At 63.0% G+C, this 14,552-nt stretch carries 15 protein-coding genes and 1 other RNA gene; 2 read left to right on the top strand and 14 right to left on the bottom strand.

Going from position 1 to position 14,552, the window contains the following annotated elements:
* Positions 1 to 43 precede the first annotated feature (43 nt).
* The 3 genes from G3T16_RS20040 to G3T16_RS20030 all read right to left on the bottom strand — a co-directional run bounded on the left by G3T16_RS20040 (position 44) and on the right by G3T16_RS20030 (position 3,862).
* The gene (locus G3T16_RS20040; protein ID WP_163496772.1) at positions 44 to 508 is read right to left on the bottom strand and encodes a DUF6586 family protein; all 465 of its coding nucleotides are present in this window, start codon (positions 506 to 508) and stop codon (positions 44 to 46) included.
* Positions 505 to 3,249 carry a type I DNA topoisomerase gene (topA, locus tag G3T16_RS20035; protein WP_163496771.1) on the bottom strand — a complete coding sequence of 915 codons (2,745 nt, stop codon included), beginning with the start codon at positions 3,247 to 3,249 and terminating at the stop codon, positions 505 to 507. The genes G3T16_RS20040 and topA overlap by 4 nt, the downstream gene beginning before the upstream one ends.
* A 181-nt stretch (positions 3,250 to 3,430) precedes the next feature.
* Complete coding sequence (locus G3T16_RS20030; protein ID WP_232059182.1) at positions 3,431 to 3,862, bottom strand: hypothetical protein; 432 nt, start codon at positions 3,860 to 3,862, stop codon at positions 3,431 to 3,433.
* 142 nt (positions 3,863 to 4,004) lie between these two features.
* Between G3T16_RS20030 and G3T16_RS20025 the strand changes: the two genes are divergently transcribed.
* The gene (locus tag G3T16_RS20025) at positions 4,005 to 4,445 is read left to right on the top strand and encodes a universal stress protein (protein ID WP_163496769.1); all 441 of its coding nucleotides are present in this window, start codon (positions 4,005 to 4,007) and stop codon (positions 4,443 to 4,445) included.
* Here the strand turns inward: G3T16_RS20025 and G3T16_RS20020 are convergent.
* Positions 4,442 to 4,696: a glutaredoxin family protein gene (locus G3T16_RS20020; RefSeq protein WP_163496768.1), complete on the bottom strand. Its 255-nt coding sequence runs from the start codon at positions 4,694 to 4,696 to the stop codon at positions 4,442 to 4,444. The two genes, G3T16_RS20025 and G3T16_RS20020, sit on opposite strands and share 4 nt — an antisense overlap.
* A 190-nt stretch (positions 4,697 to 4,886) precedes the next feature.
* On the opposite strand from G3T16_RS20020, the gene G3T16_RS20015 reads away from it, so the two are divergent.
* Complete coding sequence (locus tag G3T16_RS20015; RefSeq protein WP_163496767.1) at positions 4,887 to 5,666, top strand: TrmH family RNA methyltransferase; 780 nt, start codon at positions 4,887 to 4,889, stop codon at positions 5,664 to 5,666.
* On the opposite strand, the gene G3T16_RS20010 is transcribed toward G3T16_RS20015, so the two are convergent.
* The 10 genes from G3T16_RS20010 to ffs form a co-directional block, all read right to left on the bottom strand.
* Positions 5,651 to 6,826 carry a vWA domain-containing protein gene (locus tag G3T16_RS20010; protein ID WP_163496766.1) on the bottom strand — a complete coding sequence of 392 codons (1,176 nt, stop codon included), beginning with the start codon at positions 6,824 to 6,826 and terminating at the stop codon, positions 5,651 to 5,653. The two genes, G3T16_RS20015 and G3T16_RS20010, sit on opposite strands and share 16 nt — an antisense overlap.
* 34 nt (positions 6,827 to 6,860) lie before the next feature.
* On the bottom strand, positions 6,861 to 7,706 hold the full coding sequence (locus G3T16_RS20005; protein ID WP_163496765.1) for an AAA family ATPase: 846 nt from the start codon (positions 7,704 to 7,706) through the stop codon (positions 6,861 to 6,863).
* A gap of 63 nt (positions 7,707 to 7,769) precedes the next feature.
* Positions 7,770 to 9,296 (bottom strand): VWA domain-containing protein, encoded by a 1,527-nt coding sequence (locus G3T16_RS20000; RefSeq protein ID WP_163496764.1) that lies wholly within the window; start codon positions 9,294 to 9,296, stop codon positions 7,770 to 7,772.
* 15 nt (positions 9,297 to 9,311) lie between these two features.
* Positions 9,312 to 9,671 (bottom strand): hypothetical protein, encoded by a 360-nt coding sequence (locus G3T16_RS19995; RefSeq protein ID WP_163496763.1) that lies wholly within the window; start codon positions 9,669 to 9,671, stop codon positions 9,312 to 9,314.
* A 12-nt stretch (positions 9,672 to 9,683) separates the two neighbouring features.
* A complete protein-coding gene (locus G3T16_RS22905; RefSeq protein ID WP_332102845.1) occupies positions 9,684 to 10,382 on the bottom strand; it encodes a YcgN family cysteine cluster protein in 699 nt (232 codons plus the stop codon).
* Positions 10,379 to 11,494 carry a ribonuclease D gene (gene rnd, locus G3T16_RS19980; RefSeq protein WP_163496761.1) on the bottom strand — a complete coding sequence of 372 codons (1,116 nt, stop codon included), beginning with the start codon at positions 11,492 to 11,494 and terminating at the stop codon, positions 10,379 to 10,381. The genes G3T16_RS22905 and rnd overlap by 4 nt, the downstream gene beginning before the upstream one ends.
* Positions 11,495 to 12,103, bottom strand: coding sequence for a recombination mediator RecR (recR, locus tag G3T16_RS19975; protein ID WP_163496760.1), 609 nt, complete (start codon positions 12,101 to 12,103; stop codon positions 11,495 to 11,497).
* A gap of 10 nt (positions 12,104 to 12,113) precedes the next feature.
* Complete coding sequence (locus tag G3T16_RS19970) at positions 12,114 to 12,437, bottom strand: YbaB/EbfC family nucleoid-associated protein (RefSeq protein ID WP_163496759.1); 324 nt, start codon at positions 12,435 to 12,437, stop codon at positions 12,114 to 12,116.
* A gap of 9 nt (positions 12,438 to 12,446) precedes the next feature.
* A complete protein-coding gene (gene dnaX, locus G3T16_RS19965; protein ID WP_163496758.1) occupies positions 12,447 to 14,219 on the bottom strand; it encodes a DNA polymerase III subunit gamma/tau in 1,773 nt (590 codons plus the stop codon).
* A gap of 97 nt (positions 14,220 to 14,316) precedes the next feature.
* Positions 14,317 to 14,413, bottom strand: an RNA gene (gene ffs, locus G3T16_RS19960) — signal recognition particle sRNA small type.
* Between the last annotated feature and the right edge of the window lie 139 nt (positions 14,414 to 14,552).

Here is a 14,552-nt window from a genome sequence, read left to right as displayed (position 1 = left end):
GGCCAGTGTAACAGGGCACCGGCGGCGCTGCCAGCCGCCGCCCTCAGCACTCATCCAGCAGATCACCCATACGCGCAAAGGCCCTGTCCAGCTGCTCCGCCCAGGCTGCCATGGTCACGGGCGTCGGCAAGCCGTCCACACTGGAGGCAAGACTGTCGCTGCCGCGGTGCACCGCCTGGCTCACCGGCGCCTGCAGCATTTCCGCCAGCCAGCCTTGTTGCTCCAGCTGTTCGAACTCCGCGACTTCGGCGGGAACTGCCTTGCCGGGCTCCGCCGCGGGCAGCTGGGCCACGCTCACAGGCAGCGAGGCCGGCATTTCGGCAGGCTTGAGCAGTTCCAGCAGGAACCAGCCGTAGGCATCCAACAGATGGTTGCGGACCGCCGGGGCCCAGGCCTGGGCGAGCACGGTTGCGGGCGTATCCTCGCGGCCGAGCTCCCGCTCCCAGGCGGCCAGCAGCAACCGCGCCAGGTACAGGCTGTGATTGGCCCGACCGCGCGCTGAGCTCACCCGTTGTCGCCTCCGTCCGCCGCCACGCCGGACTTTGTCTTGGCCCTGGTTTTGGTTTTCGCTTTGGCTTTCGTTTTTGTTTTTGCCTTTGCTTTCGGTTTCGCGCTGGCGGCCTTGCCCTCCTCCACCTCCCATTTGCCATGGCGATAAACGGCCCGCCAGCCGGTGGGCTTGCCGTCGTGCTCAGTCATCACATACTGTTCCGCGGCTTTACGGCTGTAACGGACCTGGGTACGGTTGCCGTCCGGATCCACGGTGGGCGCGCTGAACAAAAAGCTGTATTTGGGGTCGATTTCACTCTTGTGCGGCAGCAGTTCATCGACGTAGGGTGCCCGCGTTTCCCGGTTGCGCGGAAACTGGCTGGCGGCGAGAAACAGCCCCGCCGCCCCATCGCGCAGGATGTAATGGTCCTCGACCTTGGCGCAGGCCAGTTCCGGCATCGGTACCGGATCCATTTTCGGTGGCGCCGCCTCGCCGCTGCGCAGCAGCTTGCGGGTGTTCTTGCATGATTCGGAGGTGCAACCGAAATACTTGCCGAAGCGGCCCGTCTTCAGCTGCATCTGTGCGCCGCACTTGTCGCATTCCAGCGTCGGACCGTCGTAGCCCTTGATCTTGAACTTGCCCTGCTCCACCTCGAAGCCCGGGCAATCCGGGTTGTTGCCGCAGACATGCAGTTTGCGCTGCTCATCGATCAGGTAGCTGTCCATTGCCGCGTTGCACAGTTTGCAGCGATGCTTGCTGCGCAACAGGCGCGACTCGGCCTCGTCGTCGGCATCCTCGCGGATAGCCTCATCGCCGGGCGTCAGGTTGATGGTGTTCTTGCAGCGCTCCTTTGGCGGCAGCGCATAGCCCGAACAACCCAGGAAGACACCGGTACTGGCGGTACGGATCTGCATCGGCCGTCCGCACTTGCTGCAGGCGATATCGGTCATCGTCGGTTCGTTGGGCTGCATCCCCGCCGGCTCCGGCTCCTCTGCCTTTTCCAGCAGGCCGCGGAAATCGGCATAGAAGGTGTCCAGCAACTGGCGCCAGTCCAATTGACCCTGGGCCACTTCGTCCAGGTGCTCCTCCATGCTGGCGGTAAAGCCGTAGTCCAGCAGTTCGGCAAAGCTGTTCTGCAACCGCTGAGTAACGATATCTCCCATCTTCTCCGCGTAGAAACGCTTGTTCTCCAGCCGGACATAGCCCCGGTCCTGGATCGTCGAGATGATCGAGGCGTAGGTCGAGGGCCGCCCGATACCGCGTTTCTCCAGCTCCCGTACCAGGCTGGCCTCGCCATAGCGCGGCGCCGGCTTGGTGAAATGCTGGGTCGGCTCCAGCTGCTCCAGGGTCAGGGTCTCCCCGCGCTGGATATCCGGCAATACCGCATCTTCGCCCTTGCGGCCAGCGGCCATCTGCACCCGGGTATAGCCATCGAAGCGAATAATCCGCCCCTTAGCGTTCAATTCATAGTCACCGGCGGTCACTGTCACAGTGGTCGAAGTGTATTCCGCGGGTGTCATCTGGCAGGCGACGAACTGGCGCCAGATCATTTCATACAGCCGCTCTGCATCGCGCTCCATGCCCTGCAGTGCGGACTGCTGCAGCATGACGTCCGACGGACGTATCGCCTCGTGCGCCTCCTGGGCGCCCTCCTTGCTGCTGTAGCGGTTCGGGCTCTCAGGCAGGTAGGCCGGCGGAAAATTGGCGGCGATATAGTCGCGGCAGGCGGTCACCGCTTCGGCACTGAGATTGGTGGAATCGGTCCGCATATAGGTGATGTAGCCGGCCTCATACAGACGCTGGGCCATGGTCATGGTTTTCTTCACGGAGAAGCCCAGCCGGGTGCTGGCAGCCTGCTGCAGCGTCGAGGTGATGAACGGCGCCGAGGGCTTGGAGCGGGTCGGCTTGTCCTCCCGCTGACTGACCAGATAGGGCAGTTGCTCAAGCTCGGTGGTGGCGGCGAGCGTAGCGGCCTCGTTGACCGGCCGGAAGGTCTCGCCCCGGTGTTTGCGCACCTGGAAGCGGATACTGTCATTGCTGGCTGCGAGCAGGTCAGCGTGGACTTCCCAGAACTCCTCCGGCACAAAAGCCCTGATCTCGCGCTCGCGCTCGACAATCAGGCGCACCGCCACCGACTGTACCCGGCCAGCCGAGAGGCCGCGGGCGACCTTGGCCCACAGCAGCGGGGAGATCATGTAGCCCACGACCCGATCCAGGAAGCGCCGCGCCTGCTGGGCGTTGACCCGGTTCTGGTCCAGCTGGGAGGGGTGCTGGAAGGCCTCGGTGATCGCCTTCTTGGTGATTTCGTTGAATACCACCCGCTGGTAGCGGGAATCGTCGCCCCCTATGGCCTCCCGCAGGTGCCAGGCGATGGCCTCCCCTTCCCGGTCCAGGTCGGTCGCGAGATAGATGGCGTCGCTGGTAGCGGCGACCTTGCGCAAATCCGACACCACCTTTTCCTTGCCGGGCAGGATCTGGTAGGACGCCTTCCAGCCGTGATCAGGATCAATACCCATGCGCCGGACCAGCTGGCCCCTGGCCTTGGCTTGTTTGTGGCGGGCCTTCTCTTCGGGCGACATCTTGCGGGTGAGGGCCGCCTGGGCGGCCCGTTCCTTGTGATCCACCGGCTCCGAGCTACCCGCTGTGGGCAGATCGCGAATATGGCCAACACTGGATTTCACAATGAAATCCGGCCCCAGATACTTGTTGATGGTCTTCGCCTTGGCCGGCGACTCAACGATAACGAGTGATTTACCCATAAACTCCTGCAGCAGACCGGAGCAAGCGCAATGTCCGGCCAAAAAGTGGCATATATAAGGGCCAGACTGGCCCGGGTCAAGCAAAACGCCAAAATGCGTCCGATTGCGGCCGCCGCTCGAGGACCTCTCCCGGCATCCTCACAAACGCCTGGCACCGCCTTTCGCGGCGCGAACACGCACTTCAGGCATCCAGTTGCAGCTGCCAGCGCTGAAGTATGTCACGCAGGACCGCTACGGTAGCCGTATCGCCGTCTTCCCGCCAATAGATGCCGCAACTGGCCTCGTCGATACTGGCTGCCAGAACCGGCGGTGGACAGCCCTGCAACGGCGCCGGCGGGACTTCGCGCGAAGCCACGCCGCGCCAGTTGTCCCCCTGTCGCAGCCAGGCGCTGCGACGCCTGCCACGGCCCGGGGATGGCGCCAGCCGCAAACCATAATAGATCACTGGCGGGTCATTGCCGGTGTCCGGCCCGCTCCCGGGCAGCGGGCGAAATTCAACAAACAGGCCCGCCAGCGCCGCAGCCTCGCGCAGTTGCGCCTGCCTGCGCTGGCGCTTGCTGGGAACAAAGTGGGACAGCGGCGCCAGCGCTACCAGCAGGATGAATGCAATCAACAGGTATTCCACGGAGTCAGGCCTGATCCAGGTCAAGAAAGGTCGGTACGTGGGCGGCCGGAGCGGCGCCAGATATTGCCCGGCGCCCATTGTATGCTATAAACACGTGTTACCAGTCCGATAAACGCCACGGAGCGCTCAGATGTCACATTACAAGAAACTCATCATAGCCGTCGACCTCAGTGAGGATTCTGCCAAGGTCGCGGAATGTGCCCGCAACCTGGCCGCCGGAAGCGACGCCGAGCTGCACCTCATTCACGTCATCGAGCCGCTCAGTTTCGCCTATGGCGGCGATATCCCGATGGATTTCTCCGGCATACAGGACGAAATCCATCAGCAGGCGGTGCAGCAACTGACCCGTTTCGGCGAAATCTATCACATTGGGCCAGAACGCCAGCATATCGTGCTCGGCAGGCCGGAGGTGGAAATACACAGCAAAGCCAAGGAAATCGGCGCTGACCTGATCGTGGTCGGCAGCCACGGCCGCTATGGTCTGGCCCTGCTGATGGGCTCGACCGCCAACGGCGTCCTCCATGGCGCCAACTGCGATGTGCTCGCCGTCAGGGTGGGCAGCAACAGCTAGCTAGCATTCAGAAACTGCCTGAGCTGGGCGTGGTCGAAGGGCCACCCCAGCTCAGCTCCATCGCCACGCCGCAACACCGGGATCCTGACCCCGTAGCGCTCGAACAGCAGCTCCGACTGGCTGATATCCACCTTCTCATAGGCGGCAGGCAGGCCTGCACCAATGGCGTTATTGAGCAACTCCTCGGCCTGTTCACACAGGTGGCAGGCGTCCGTCCCATAGAGAATCAGCTCGTCACAAAGCGCTGGCACCGGCTGGCCCCCTGTTGTTTAATGCCCGCTCGCCTACAGTGAAGCGGGGGAATATTGACATTGCGACTCTCCATCATCCAGCTTGAGAAACTCCGGTATACACCAGAGCGTGCCGTCGGTGGAAGCCCGGCGGCTTCCGCCCTGATCGTCCTCCCCCAGTCTGCCACCCGCGCGCAGCGCTCCTGAACCCATGCCTGACCGCCCCGCCTATGCCGAGCGCAAGGCCTTTTTCAAGCGCATGCTTACCGTCTATGGACGCAAGCCGGTACTGGAGGCCCTGCAGGATCGCAGCCTGAACTGTCACGCCCTGCACCTGGCCGACAGCAACCGCGAGGGCGGCGTGCTGGCAGATATCGTGCGGCTGGCGCAGCAGCGCGCCGTGCCGGTGCACCACCACAGCCGGGTTGAACTGGCCCGGATCTCCCGCAATGGACGCCAGGACCAGGGGGTCGCCGCTGATATTCTGTGTCCGGGTTTTCGCAGTCTGGAAGATTATCTGGGCCAGCTGCAGGCATTGCCCCGGCAACGGCTACTGGCACTGGATGGCATCAGCAATCCCCAGAACCTCGGCATGATCATTCGCTCGGCAGCAGCCGGCGCCATCGACGGTATTGTCTGTGCCCGCCGCGGCAACGCGGCCCTCGGGCCACTGGTGATCAAGGCCAGTGCCGGCACACTGTACCGGGCGCCACTGATGCAATGCGAGTCCCTGGCGCCGGCCCTGCAACAGTGCCGCCGGGCGGGTTTTGAAGTCTGTACCTTGCGCGCTGACGCCGCCTGCTCCCTGTTTCAGTTCCAGCCCCGGGGCCATTGCATCTATGTGCTGGGCAACGAAACCGAGGGCGTATCCGCCGTCGTGGAGGCCGAGGCGGACCGGGCCCTGAACATTCCCATGCGCAACGGCGTCGAATCACTCAATGTGGCGGTGACCGCCAGTCTGATCGCCTTCGCTGACTATTTGGACAGGTAGGACATGGCCTGTTCCAGCCCGGCCAGGGTCAGCGGATACATGTGGCCCTCCACCAGGCGGTGAGTCATCGCGGTGGACTGGGTGTACTCCCATTCCTCCCGGGGCACGGGGTTTATCCAGACCAGCTTCTCGTAGCAGTCGCGCAGCCTGCGCATCCACACTTCGCCGGCCTCCTCGTTCCAGTGTTCTACCGAACCACCGGGCTGGGCAATTTCGTAGGGGGACATCGCCGCGTCGCCGATGAAAATCACTTTGTAGTCGTGGCTGTACTTGTGCATCACATCCAGCAGCGGGATGCGTTCATTGTGACGCCGGATATTGTTGCGCCAGACGCTTTCATAGACAAAGTTGTGGAAGTAGAAATATTCCATGTGCTTGAATTCGGTGCGCGCGGCTGAAAACAGCTCTTCGCAGATCCTGACATGGGGATCCATTGAGCCGCCCACATCAAAAAACAGCAGCACCTTGGCCGCATTGTGCCGCTCCGGCACCATCTTGATATCCAGCAGGCCCGCATTGCGCGCGGTCGACGTGATGGTATCGTCCAGGTCCAGTTCATCGGCCGCACCGGTACGCGCGAACTTGCGCAGACGCCGCAGGGCCACCTTGATATTGCGGGTGCCGAGTTCGACACTGTCATCGAGGTTCTTGAAATCGCGGCGGTCCCATACCTTCACCGCCTTGCGGTTACCGCCATTGGGACCGACCCGAATCCCCTCCGGATGATAACCCTCCTGCCCAAAGGGCGAAGTCCCTCCGGTCCCGATCCACTTGCTGCCGCCCTGGTGACGCTCCTTCTGCTCCTCCAGGCGCTTCTTGAACTCTTCTATCAGCTTCTCCAGGCCACCCAGGGACTCCAGTTTGGCCTTGTCCTCGTCGCTGAGTTGCTTCATGAACTCCGAGCGCAGCCAGTCATCGGGAATCAGTGCTTCAATGACATCGTCCAGTGCCTCCAGGTCCTTGAAATGCAGGCCGAAGGCACGATCAAAGCGGTCGAAGTATTTTTCATCCTTGACCAGGCAGGTACGGCTGAAATAGTAGAATTCGTCGATCGAACCAAACGCGACATGCCGCTTCAGGCCGGACAGCAGATCCAGCAGCTCGCGGGTGGTAACCGGAACCCCGGCATCCCGCAGGCCGTGAAAAAAATTCACCAGCATGGAGCGGCCTCGTGCCCGGCCAGCCGACAGTGCACTAGCGACTCTCCCTGCGATGCATGAAGGCCAGCCGTTCCAGAAGATGTACATCCTGCTCGTTTTTCAACAGCGCGCCATACAGCGGCGGAATCGCCTTGCCCGGGTCGCGTCCCTTGAGGATCTCATCGGGCAGGTCATCGGCCAGCAGCAGTTTCAGCCAGTCAATAAGTTCCGAAGTGGAGGGCTTTTTCTTCAAGCCCGGGATCGAACGCAGATCGAAAAACACTTCCATCGCTTCCTGTACCAGCGCCTGGGCAATACCTGGATGGTGCACATCGATAATGGCGCGCATGGTGTCGCGGTCGGGAAAATTGATGAAGTGGAAAAAGCAGCGGCGCAGGAAGGCGTCCGGCAGTTCCTTCTCGTTATTGCTGGTAATAATGATGATCGGTCGTTTTCTGGCCTTGATGGTTTGCCCCGTCTCGTAGACGAAAAATTCCATCCGGTCCAGTTCGACCAGCAGATCATTGGGGAATTCGATATCGGCCTTGTCCACCTCGTCAATCAGCAGCACCACCTGCTCGTCGGACTCGAAAGCCTCCCACAATTTGCCCTTCTTGATGTAATTGGCAATGTCGTGCACTTTCTCGTCGCCCAGCTGCGAATCCCGCAGCCGCGATACGGCATCGTATTCATACAGGCCCTGCTGCGCCTTGGTGGTGGACTTGATGTGCCACTGGATCAGGCGCTTGCCCAGGCCCAGTGCCACTTCCTCTGCCAGCATGGTCTTGCCGGTGCCGGGTTCGCCCTTGATCAACAGTGGCCGCTCCAGCGTCACTGCCGCGTTCACGGCCATGCGCAGATCGTCCGTGGCCACATAGCGCTCTGTTCCCTCAAATTTCATAGTTTGTCCATTCAAAGTGTCAATACAGGGGACCGGCAAGGTTAGCGGGGCGGGTCCTGCTTATCAAGGCGATTTGCGGTCCTGCTCTTCGCCGGGCTCGGCCCGCATGCCGGCAACCGCCCTATCATCGGGCTCTTCATCGGTTGACTGGAAGCGCTGTTTCCACAGCTCCAGCCGTCTCAAGCGGCGGCGACGCACTGTCCAGAGAATCGCAAGGGTGGCCACCAGGAACACGGCCACGACAGTCAACGCCGGCCGCAACAGATTTTCCTCGGGAACCTCCATGGACCTGGTACTGATCGAGGGGCGGGTTTGGGCGGCGATGACCTCCATATACATGGGCAGCTCACGCTGCAGGGTCTTGCCATTGAGTTTGACCAGCAGCTGATAGCGGCCGCCGATCTCGAAGGCGGGAATCGCCACGCGGTATTCGCCAGTGTCCGGGGGAGGATAACTGCCACTGACGTCAATCTCGGTTGTATACCCCTCCGGCCCGGTGATCGTCACGCTGATCGCGAACAGCTCCAGCAGTTCTGCACTGCTAATCACCTGACCGCTCTCGCGCAAGCGGATGCCGAGTTCGGTAGTCCTGCCGGCGGGCAAGCTGTTGGGCAGCGGATCCACTTCCAGCCGCAGATCGGAAATGACAGACACCCGTGCGCGGGCGCTGTCCGGCGCCTGCAGCGTCCAGGCGCCGCGCTCGGGAGCGGCCACCGTGACCAGCGCGAACTGTCGGCTGGTGAACCAGTCTGCCCCCGGCCGATTCTGGCCGGGCGCATACACCTTTCCCGAGGGACTGGCCAGGGTCACCGCAGTCTCGGGCTGCTCATAAAATACCAGCGCGGTAAACTCGTCCACCGTGTCGTCGATCAGAAAAATGTTGCCCACCACCGGTACCCGCGCCGTGGGCGCGACCATCTCCAGTGACTGGACGAAAATCTCGGTCAGCCGGGCCGCGTTTTGTGCCTTCTCGGCAAGGCCGGCGGTGGTCTCCGCCAATGCGCTCAGGAAGGTCCAGTCCGCTTCATCGGACAGGGCAATGGTATGCACGGGTATGCCGGTAGCGGCCAGCTCCGGCGCAGTTTCGGTGAGCAGTTCACGGGCTGCTGCCGCATTCGCCATTGGTGAACTGGATACATCCACCTTGCCATCGGTCAGCAACACAATACTGGTGCGGTAGGTAGAGTCCATGCTGCCGCGATCATAGACGGCAGCCGCCAATGCCGCGGGGATATTGGTGCGCTGACCCGAATTGTCGATCGCCCCCACCGCTTCCAGTGCCTGCTCACGCCAGGCCGCATCTATCTCCCGGTGGGGGACGATTTGCTTCACGCTGTCGCCAAAAATCCAGACCCCCGCACGCGAACCCTCGGGCAACAGGCGCACGATCAATTCCAGGGCGGGACCTCTCAGGTTGTCGGGGTCGGACTGTTTCATGCTGCCGGAAATATCGATCAGCAGCCGTAAATCCGGCCTGGGTCCGCCTGCGGAGACATCGGCGACAGCCTTCCCGGCCAGCAGACCGCACAGCAGCAACGCAGCGGCAAACAGGGCTGAAAACCGATCGACGCGGAAGGCGCGAAGTGGCATCTGCTGTTCCCCTGGTCAGTGCGGCTTGGCTGTGGCGCGGGCCCGACCCGGCCTGCGCCACAGCGACAGGCGCAGCACTATCGTGACCACCACCGCCAGCGCCAGTGTGACGGCCAGCGGACGCAGTGCGTGGCTGGCGGCATCCACTCCCGCTGTCAGAAGCTGAAAGGCAGCCACTACCAGCGCCGGCGCCAGGGTGCTGACGCCCTGGTAGGGATAGGCAGGAGTCAGCAGCAGAGCAGCACCGCCCAGCGCCAGCAGGCACAGCCACACCGGACGCCAGCTGTGGCGCAACCACCAGAGCGTGATCAGCAGAGCCGCCAGCGCCGCCGTGATATAGAGCGTCATCGCGATATGATATGCACTGTCGTTCAACACCGGCGGTTCCTATTTCACCCAGGAAATGATGTGTTCATCATAACTGTCGGGATGCACATGTTCATCCGATATTACCCGTCCTCTCACTGATATGCCGGCCTCATGCACCGACTGCGCATCGCCTGTGCGCAACGGATGCCAGGAGGGCAACGGCTGTCCCCGGGCCCGCAACCGGTAGGCGCAGGTAGCGGGCAACCAGTCCATGGCAGTGGTGTCGTCGGCACGAAGCTCGATGCAATCCGGCACCAGACGGGTGCGCTGGGTGTACGCGGTGCAGCGGCAGGCCTGTGCGTCCAGGTAGCGGCAGTGGACGCGGGTAAAATAGAGTTCGCCGCTGTCTTCGTCCTCCAGCTTCTGCAGGCAACAGCGACCACAGCCGTCGCACAACGCCTCCCACTGCGTCTGGGTCAGCGTCTCCAGTGGCTGTTCCCACCATTCAGGCATGGGCGCCGTCCCTGCGGAGCCAGTGCTCTGGCCCGGGTGGCATTTGCAGGAAATAGCCCTGCTGCTCAATGGCGGCGAGCACATCCCCACTGCCACCCGGGCCAGTCGCCGCTCGGGAGCCAACAACAGGACCATGACAGCCTGGGGTTCACCAAAGCGCTGCAGCAACGCCTCCGGCACTGCCGCGAGTCCCTGCTCCTTGTCTACATACAGGTACATTTCCGCTTGCCGCGAGCTGCGAAAGACCTGACAGATACGCCTCAAGACTGATCTCCGGCCAGCATCCGGCGCAGGGGAGCCACCGCGGCTGCCCGACGCCAGCCCGACCAGGAGGGCTGGTCCGGCAACTCCTCCCCTGCAGCCTGACGCAGCAACAGCTCGTAGTCCTTGCCCTGTAACAGGACCTCCGGCGCGACCCCATGCTCCTGCGCCAGGCTCCTGGCCCGGGCCTTGAGTCTGCTCAACTGCTTGCGGCCATTGACGTCCAGCGGCTGCGGCAGACGCTGCGGCAACGATTCGGGTGGCAGCGCCCGCTGTTCCCGCAGCAGGGTCAGCAGTGTCTCGCCATCGCGCCTGATGACGCCGGCACCCAGACCTTCCACGGCAGCCAGGCCGGCCTGGGAGTCAGGGCTTAACCGCGCCAGTTCGAAGCAGGTCTGGTCATCAATAATCCAGCCGCGCGGCTTGTTGCGCTGGCGGGCAACCCGTTCTCGCCAGTCGCAGATGGCATACAGCGATGCCAGTTGCCGCTGATCCAGCTTCCAGGCGGACTTGATCCGCTGGGCAAAATTGGCCGCGGGGGCACGAAATGCCGCCAGCGTGTCCTCGCCATCCGCCAGCACCCAGTCCAGCTTGCCCTGGGCCACACAGGCCTCCTGCAAATGACGCCACACCGGCAACAGGTGCGCCACGTCCTGGGCCGCGTATTCACATTGAGAGGCGGTCAGCGGACGCTGCAGCCAGTCCGAACGGGTCTCGCCCTTGGGCAGTTCCACCCCGCAGATATCCAGCACCAGCGCGCGGTAGCCCATGCCAAAACCACGATTGACCAGCGCGGCGGCGCGCTGGGTATCAAACAGCGGTGCGGGCAGCGTCCCCAGCCAATGGTCGAAGACCTCCAGATCCTCGCTGGCCGAGTGCAACACCTTGATAATCGAGGGATTTAGCAACAGCTCGCGCAGCGGCTGGAGATCGGTCAGGGTCAGGGGGTCTATCAACCAGGCATCCGGCCCGAAACACAACTGCACCAGCGCCACCTCCGGATAGAAGGTATTGCGGCGCATGAATTCAGTGTCCACGGCCACCGCTTCGGCGCCGGAGTTGTCCTGCACAAGCTGCGCCAGGGCGGCGTCCGATTCGATCAACTGCCACTTCATCTATTGCTCCTGCTGCAGCAGGCGACGACCGCTGAAGGCGTGCGCCAGCGTGCTGCCGTCCACATATTCCAGTTCACCGCCCAGCGGAACGCCGTGCGCGATACGCGACACCCGCACGCCGTGGGGTAGCAGCATGTCGGTGAGGTAGTAGGCGGTGGCCTCCCCTTCCACGGTCGGGTTGGTGGCCAGAATCACTTCGCTGATGCCCTCGTCCAGTACCCGCTGCTGGAAGGCATCGAGGCCGATTTCCCGCGGGCCGATGCCATCGATCGGCGAGAGATGCCCCATCAACACAAAATACAGGCCCCGGAAACTGCCGCTTTGCTCCACCGCCAGCACATCGGCCGGCGTTTCCAGCACACAGATCAGTTTGTGGTCGCGGCGCGGGTCGCAGCAAATCTCGCAGATCTCCAGCTCGGTGAAGTTGCGGCAACGGCTGCAGTGGCCAATCTTCGCCACCGCTGTTTCCAGGGCCGTGGCCAGCGCCAGTGCACCCTCCCGGTCTCGCTCCAGCAGATGCAGCGTCATGCGTTGGGCGGACTTGGGGCCCACACCGGGCAATGCGCGCAGCGCGTCGATCAGGTTGGCAAGGGAGGGGCTGAATTTCATCGTCACCTGCTCAGAACGGCAGTTTGAAGCCGGGCGGCAGGTTCAGGCCCGAGGCGAGCCCGGACATGGCTTCCTTGTTGCGCGCTTCCACCTTGCGCACCGCGTCGTTGACGGCGGCGGCGAGCAGGTCCTCCAGCACTTCCTTCTCTTCCTGGAAAACGCTGTCATCGATACTGACCCGCCTGACATCGTGGCGCCCGGTCATGGTCACTCGCACCAGGCCCGCGGCAGCTTCACCCTCCACTTCCAGACGCGCCAGCTCCTCCTGGGCCTTCTGCATGTCCGCCTGCATTTTTTGCGCCTGTTGCATCATGTCCGAAATACTGCCTTTCATGGTGAGTCCTCAGGAATCCAGTGGAGTAATGGATGCGCGATCCAGTTCGCCGTCGAAGCGCTGGATCAGTTGCTGTAGCCGGGGATCGCCCTCAATGGCGTGCACCGCTTCCTGCAGGCGCTCCCCGGCCAACCGCTCGCTGCGCCGGGCCGGGGTTTCAGTGGCCGGAAGCCCGGGCTCTATCAGCACAGACAGCGGACGCCCGTAGTAGTTCTCAAGCGCCAGCCGCAGCCGCTCACTGTGGCCGGGGTTGAACAGGGTCGCGTTATCCTGGTCCAGCGTAAATTCAAAACAGCCGTTATCACTGCGGCGCAGTTCGCAGTGAGATGCGATATTGTACACGATCCCCGCCAGTCCCAGCTCCTGCAGCAGCTGCGGCCAGTCCTCCGGAGCCACATCCGGCGGCTCCGGCGCTGGCTCATCCGACTTTTTTGCCGTAGCGCCGCCCTCCGGGGCGGACGCTGGAGCGGGTTCGGCTGGTTGCGGTGGGACTGGTTGCGGTGGGACTGGCTGCGACGGGGCCATCTGCGGCCTGGCTGTCGGTGCCGCAGAGGGTGGCGACGATGGTGGCTGCGGTGCAGGCTGCGTCGACATTCCGGCCGGGGCAGCTGGCGCGGCCCCGGAGGCACGAGCGGATTCGGTCGAGGGCGCGCCGGCGGAAGTCACCTGGGCTGCCGTCAGCCCCGGGTCCGGCAACAGAGCCGGCCGGAAGGCGAGCATTCGCAGCAGCGTCATCTCGAAGCCGCCGCGCGGATCGGCGGCGTAGGGAATATCACGCTTGCCATTGAGCGCCATCTGGTAGAACAGCTGTGCGTCCTCCGCAGTCAGTGATGCTGCCAGCGCCCGTACCCGATCACCGTCTCCCCGGCCGTTATCGACCGCATCCGGCACCGCCTGGGCCACCGCTACCCGGTGCAGCAAAGATTGCAGTTCTTCCAGGCTGGATTCGAAATCCGGCGCATGCTCTGCCATATTGGCCACCACCTGGAGCACAGCGGCAGGATCACCCGCCGCCACAGCCTCCAGCAACTGGTAGACAAAGCTCATGTCCACCGCCCCCAGCATGGTCCGCACACTGGCTTCGGTCACTGTGCCGGAGCCAAAGGCAATGGCCTGGTCGGTCAGGCTCAGGGCGTCGCGCATGCTGCCGCTGGCGGCGCGTCCCAGCAGCCACAACGCCGGCTCCTCGTGCCGGATCATTTCCTGGGTCAGCACGTGGGCCAGGTGGCCGGCAATCTGTTCCGGCGCCATATTCTTCAGGTTGAACTGCAGGCAGCGCGACAGTACCGTGGCCGGCAACTTCTGCGGATCAGTGGTCGCCAGCAGAAACTTGACGTGGGGAGGCGGTTCTTCCAGCGTTTTCAACAGCGCGTTGAAACTGTGGTTGGACAGCATGTGTACCTCGTCGATCAGGTACACCTTGTAACGCGAACGGGTGGGCGCGTACTGCACATTTTCCAGCAGTTCGCGGGTGTCCTCTACCTTGGTCCGGGAAGCGGCGTCGACTTCCAGCAGATCCACACTGCGGCCCTCGGCAATCTCCAGGCAGGAGCCGCAACTACCGCAGGGTTGCGAGCTGACGCCGGCCTCACAGTTGAGGCTCTTGGCGAGAATCCGCGCGATCGTGGTCTTGCCGACCCCGCGAGTGCCGGTAAACAGGTAGGCGTGATGCAGCCGATCATGGTCCAGCGCGTTTACCAGCGCCTGCAGCACATGCTCCTGGCCGACCATCTCACTGAATCCGCGGGGCCGCCATTTGCGCGCCAGTACCTGATACGACATGAAACCGAGGCCTTGCAATAAAAGCGCAAGGATACACCAGCGGCAGGGGTAACAGAAAGGCTGGAACGTACTGGAGCTTAGCGGAAGGTGGAGGCGACCCGGGCAGCCACACCCCGGCACACGACGGGGTAATTACCGTTGCTCCCTTCCGGGCCTGGCGGGGTTCACTACCTGTCGTTGCGAGGGGACCACCCGGATCACCACAGTGCCCGCAGCGTACTGCGAGGCCGCGCATTGTGGCGGAAACGGCCATCTCCTGCAAGCACTTCACACGATCAGCTTGACAGCAATGTTAATTGCTGTAACTTATGATGTTACTCTTTCTTACATTGG

The sequence above is a fragment of the Kineobactrum salinum genome (assembly GCF_010669285.1).
In the GTDB taxonomy this organism is placed as follows: Bacteria; Pseudomonadota; Gammaproteobacteria; order Pseudomonadales; family Halieaceae; genus Kineobactrum; species Kineobactrum salinum.
Note: the sequence above shows the minus strand (reverse complement) of the source record. Positions and strands in the feature narration are given on the sequence as shown.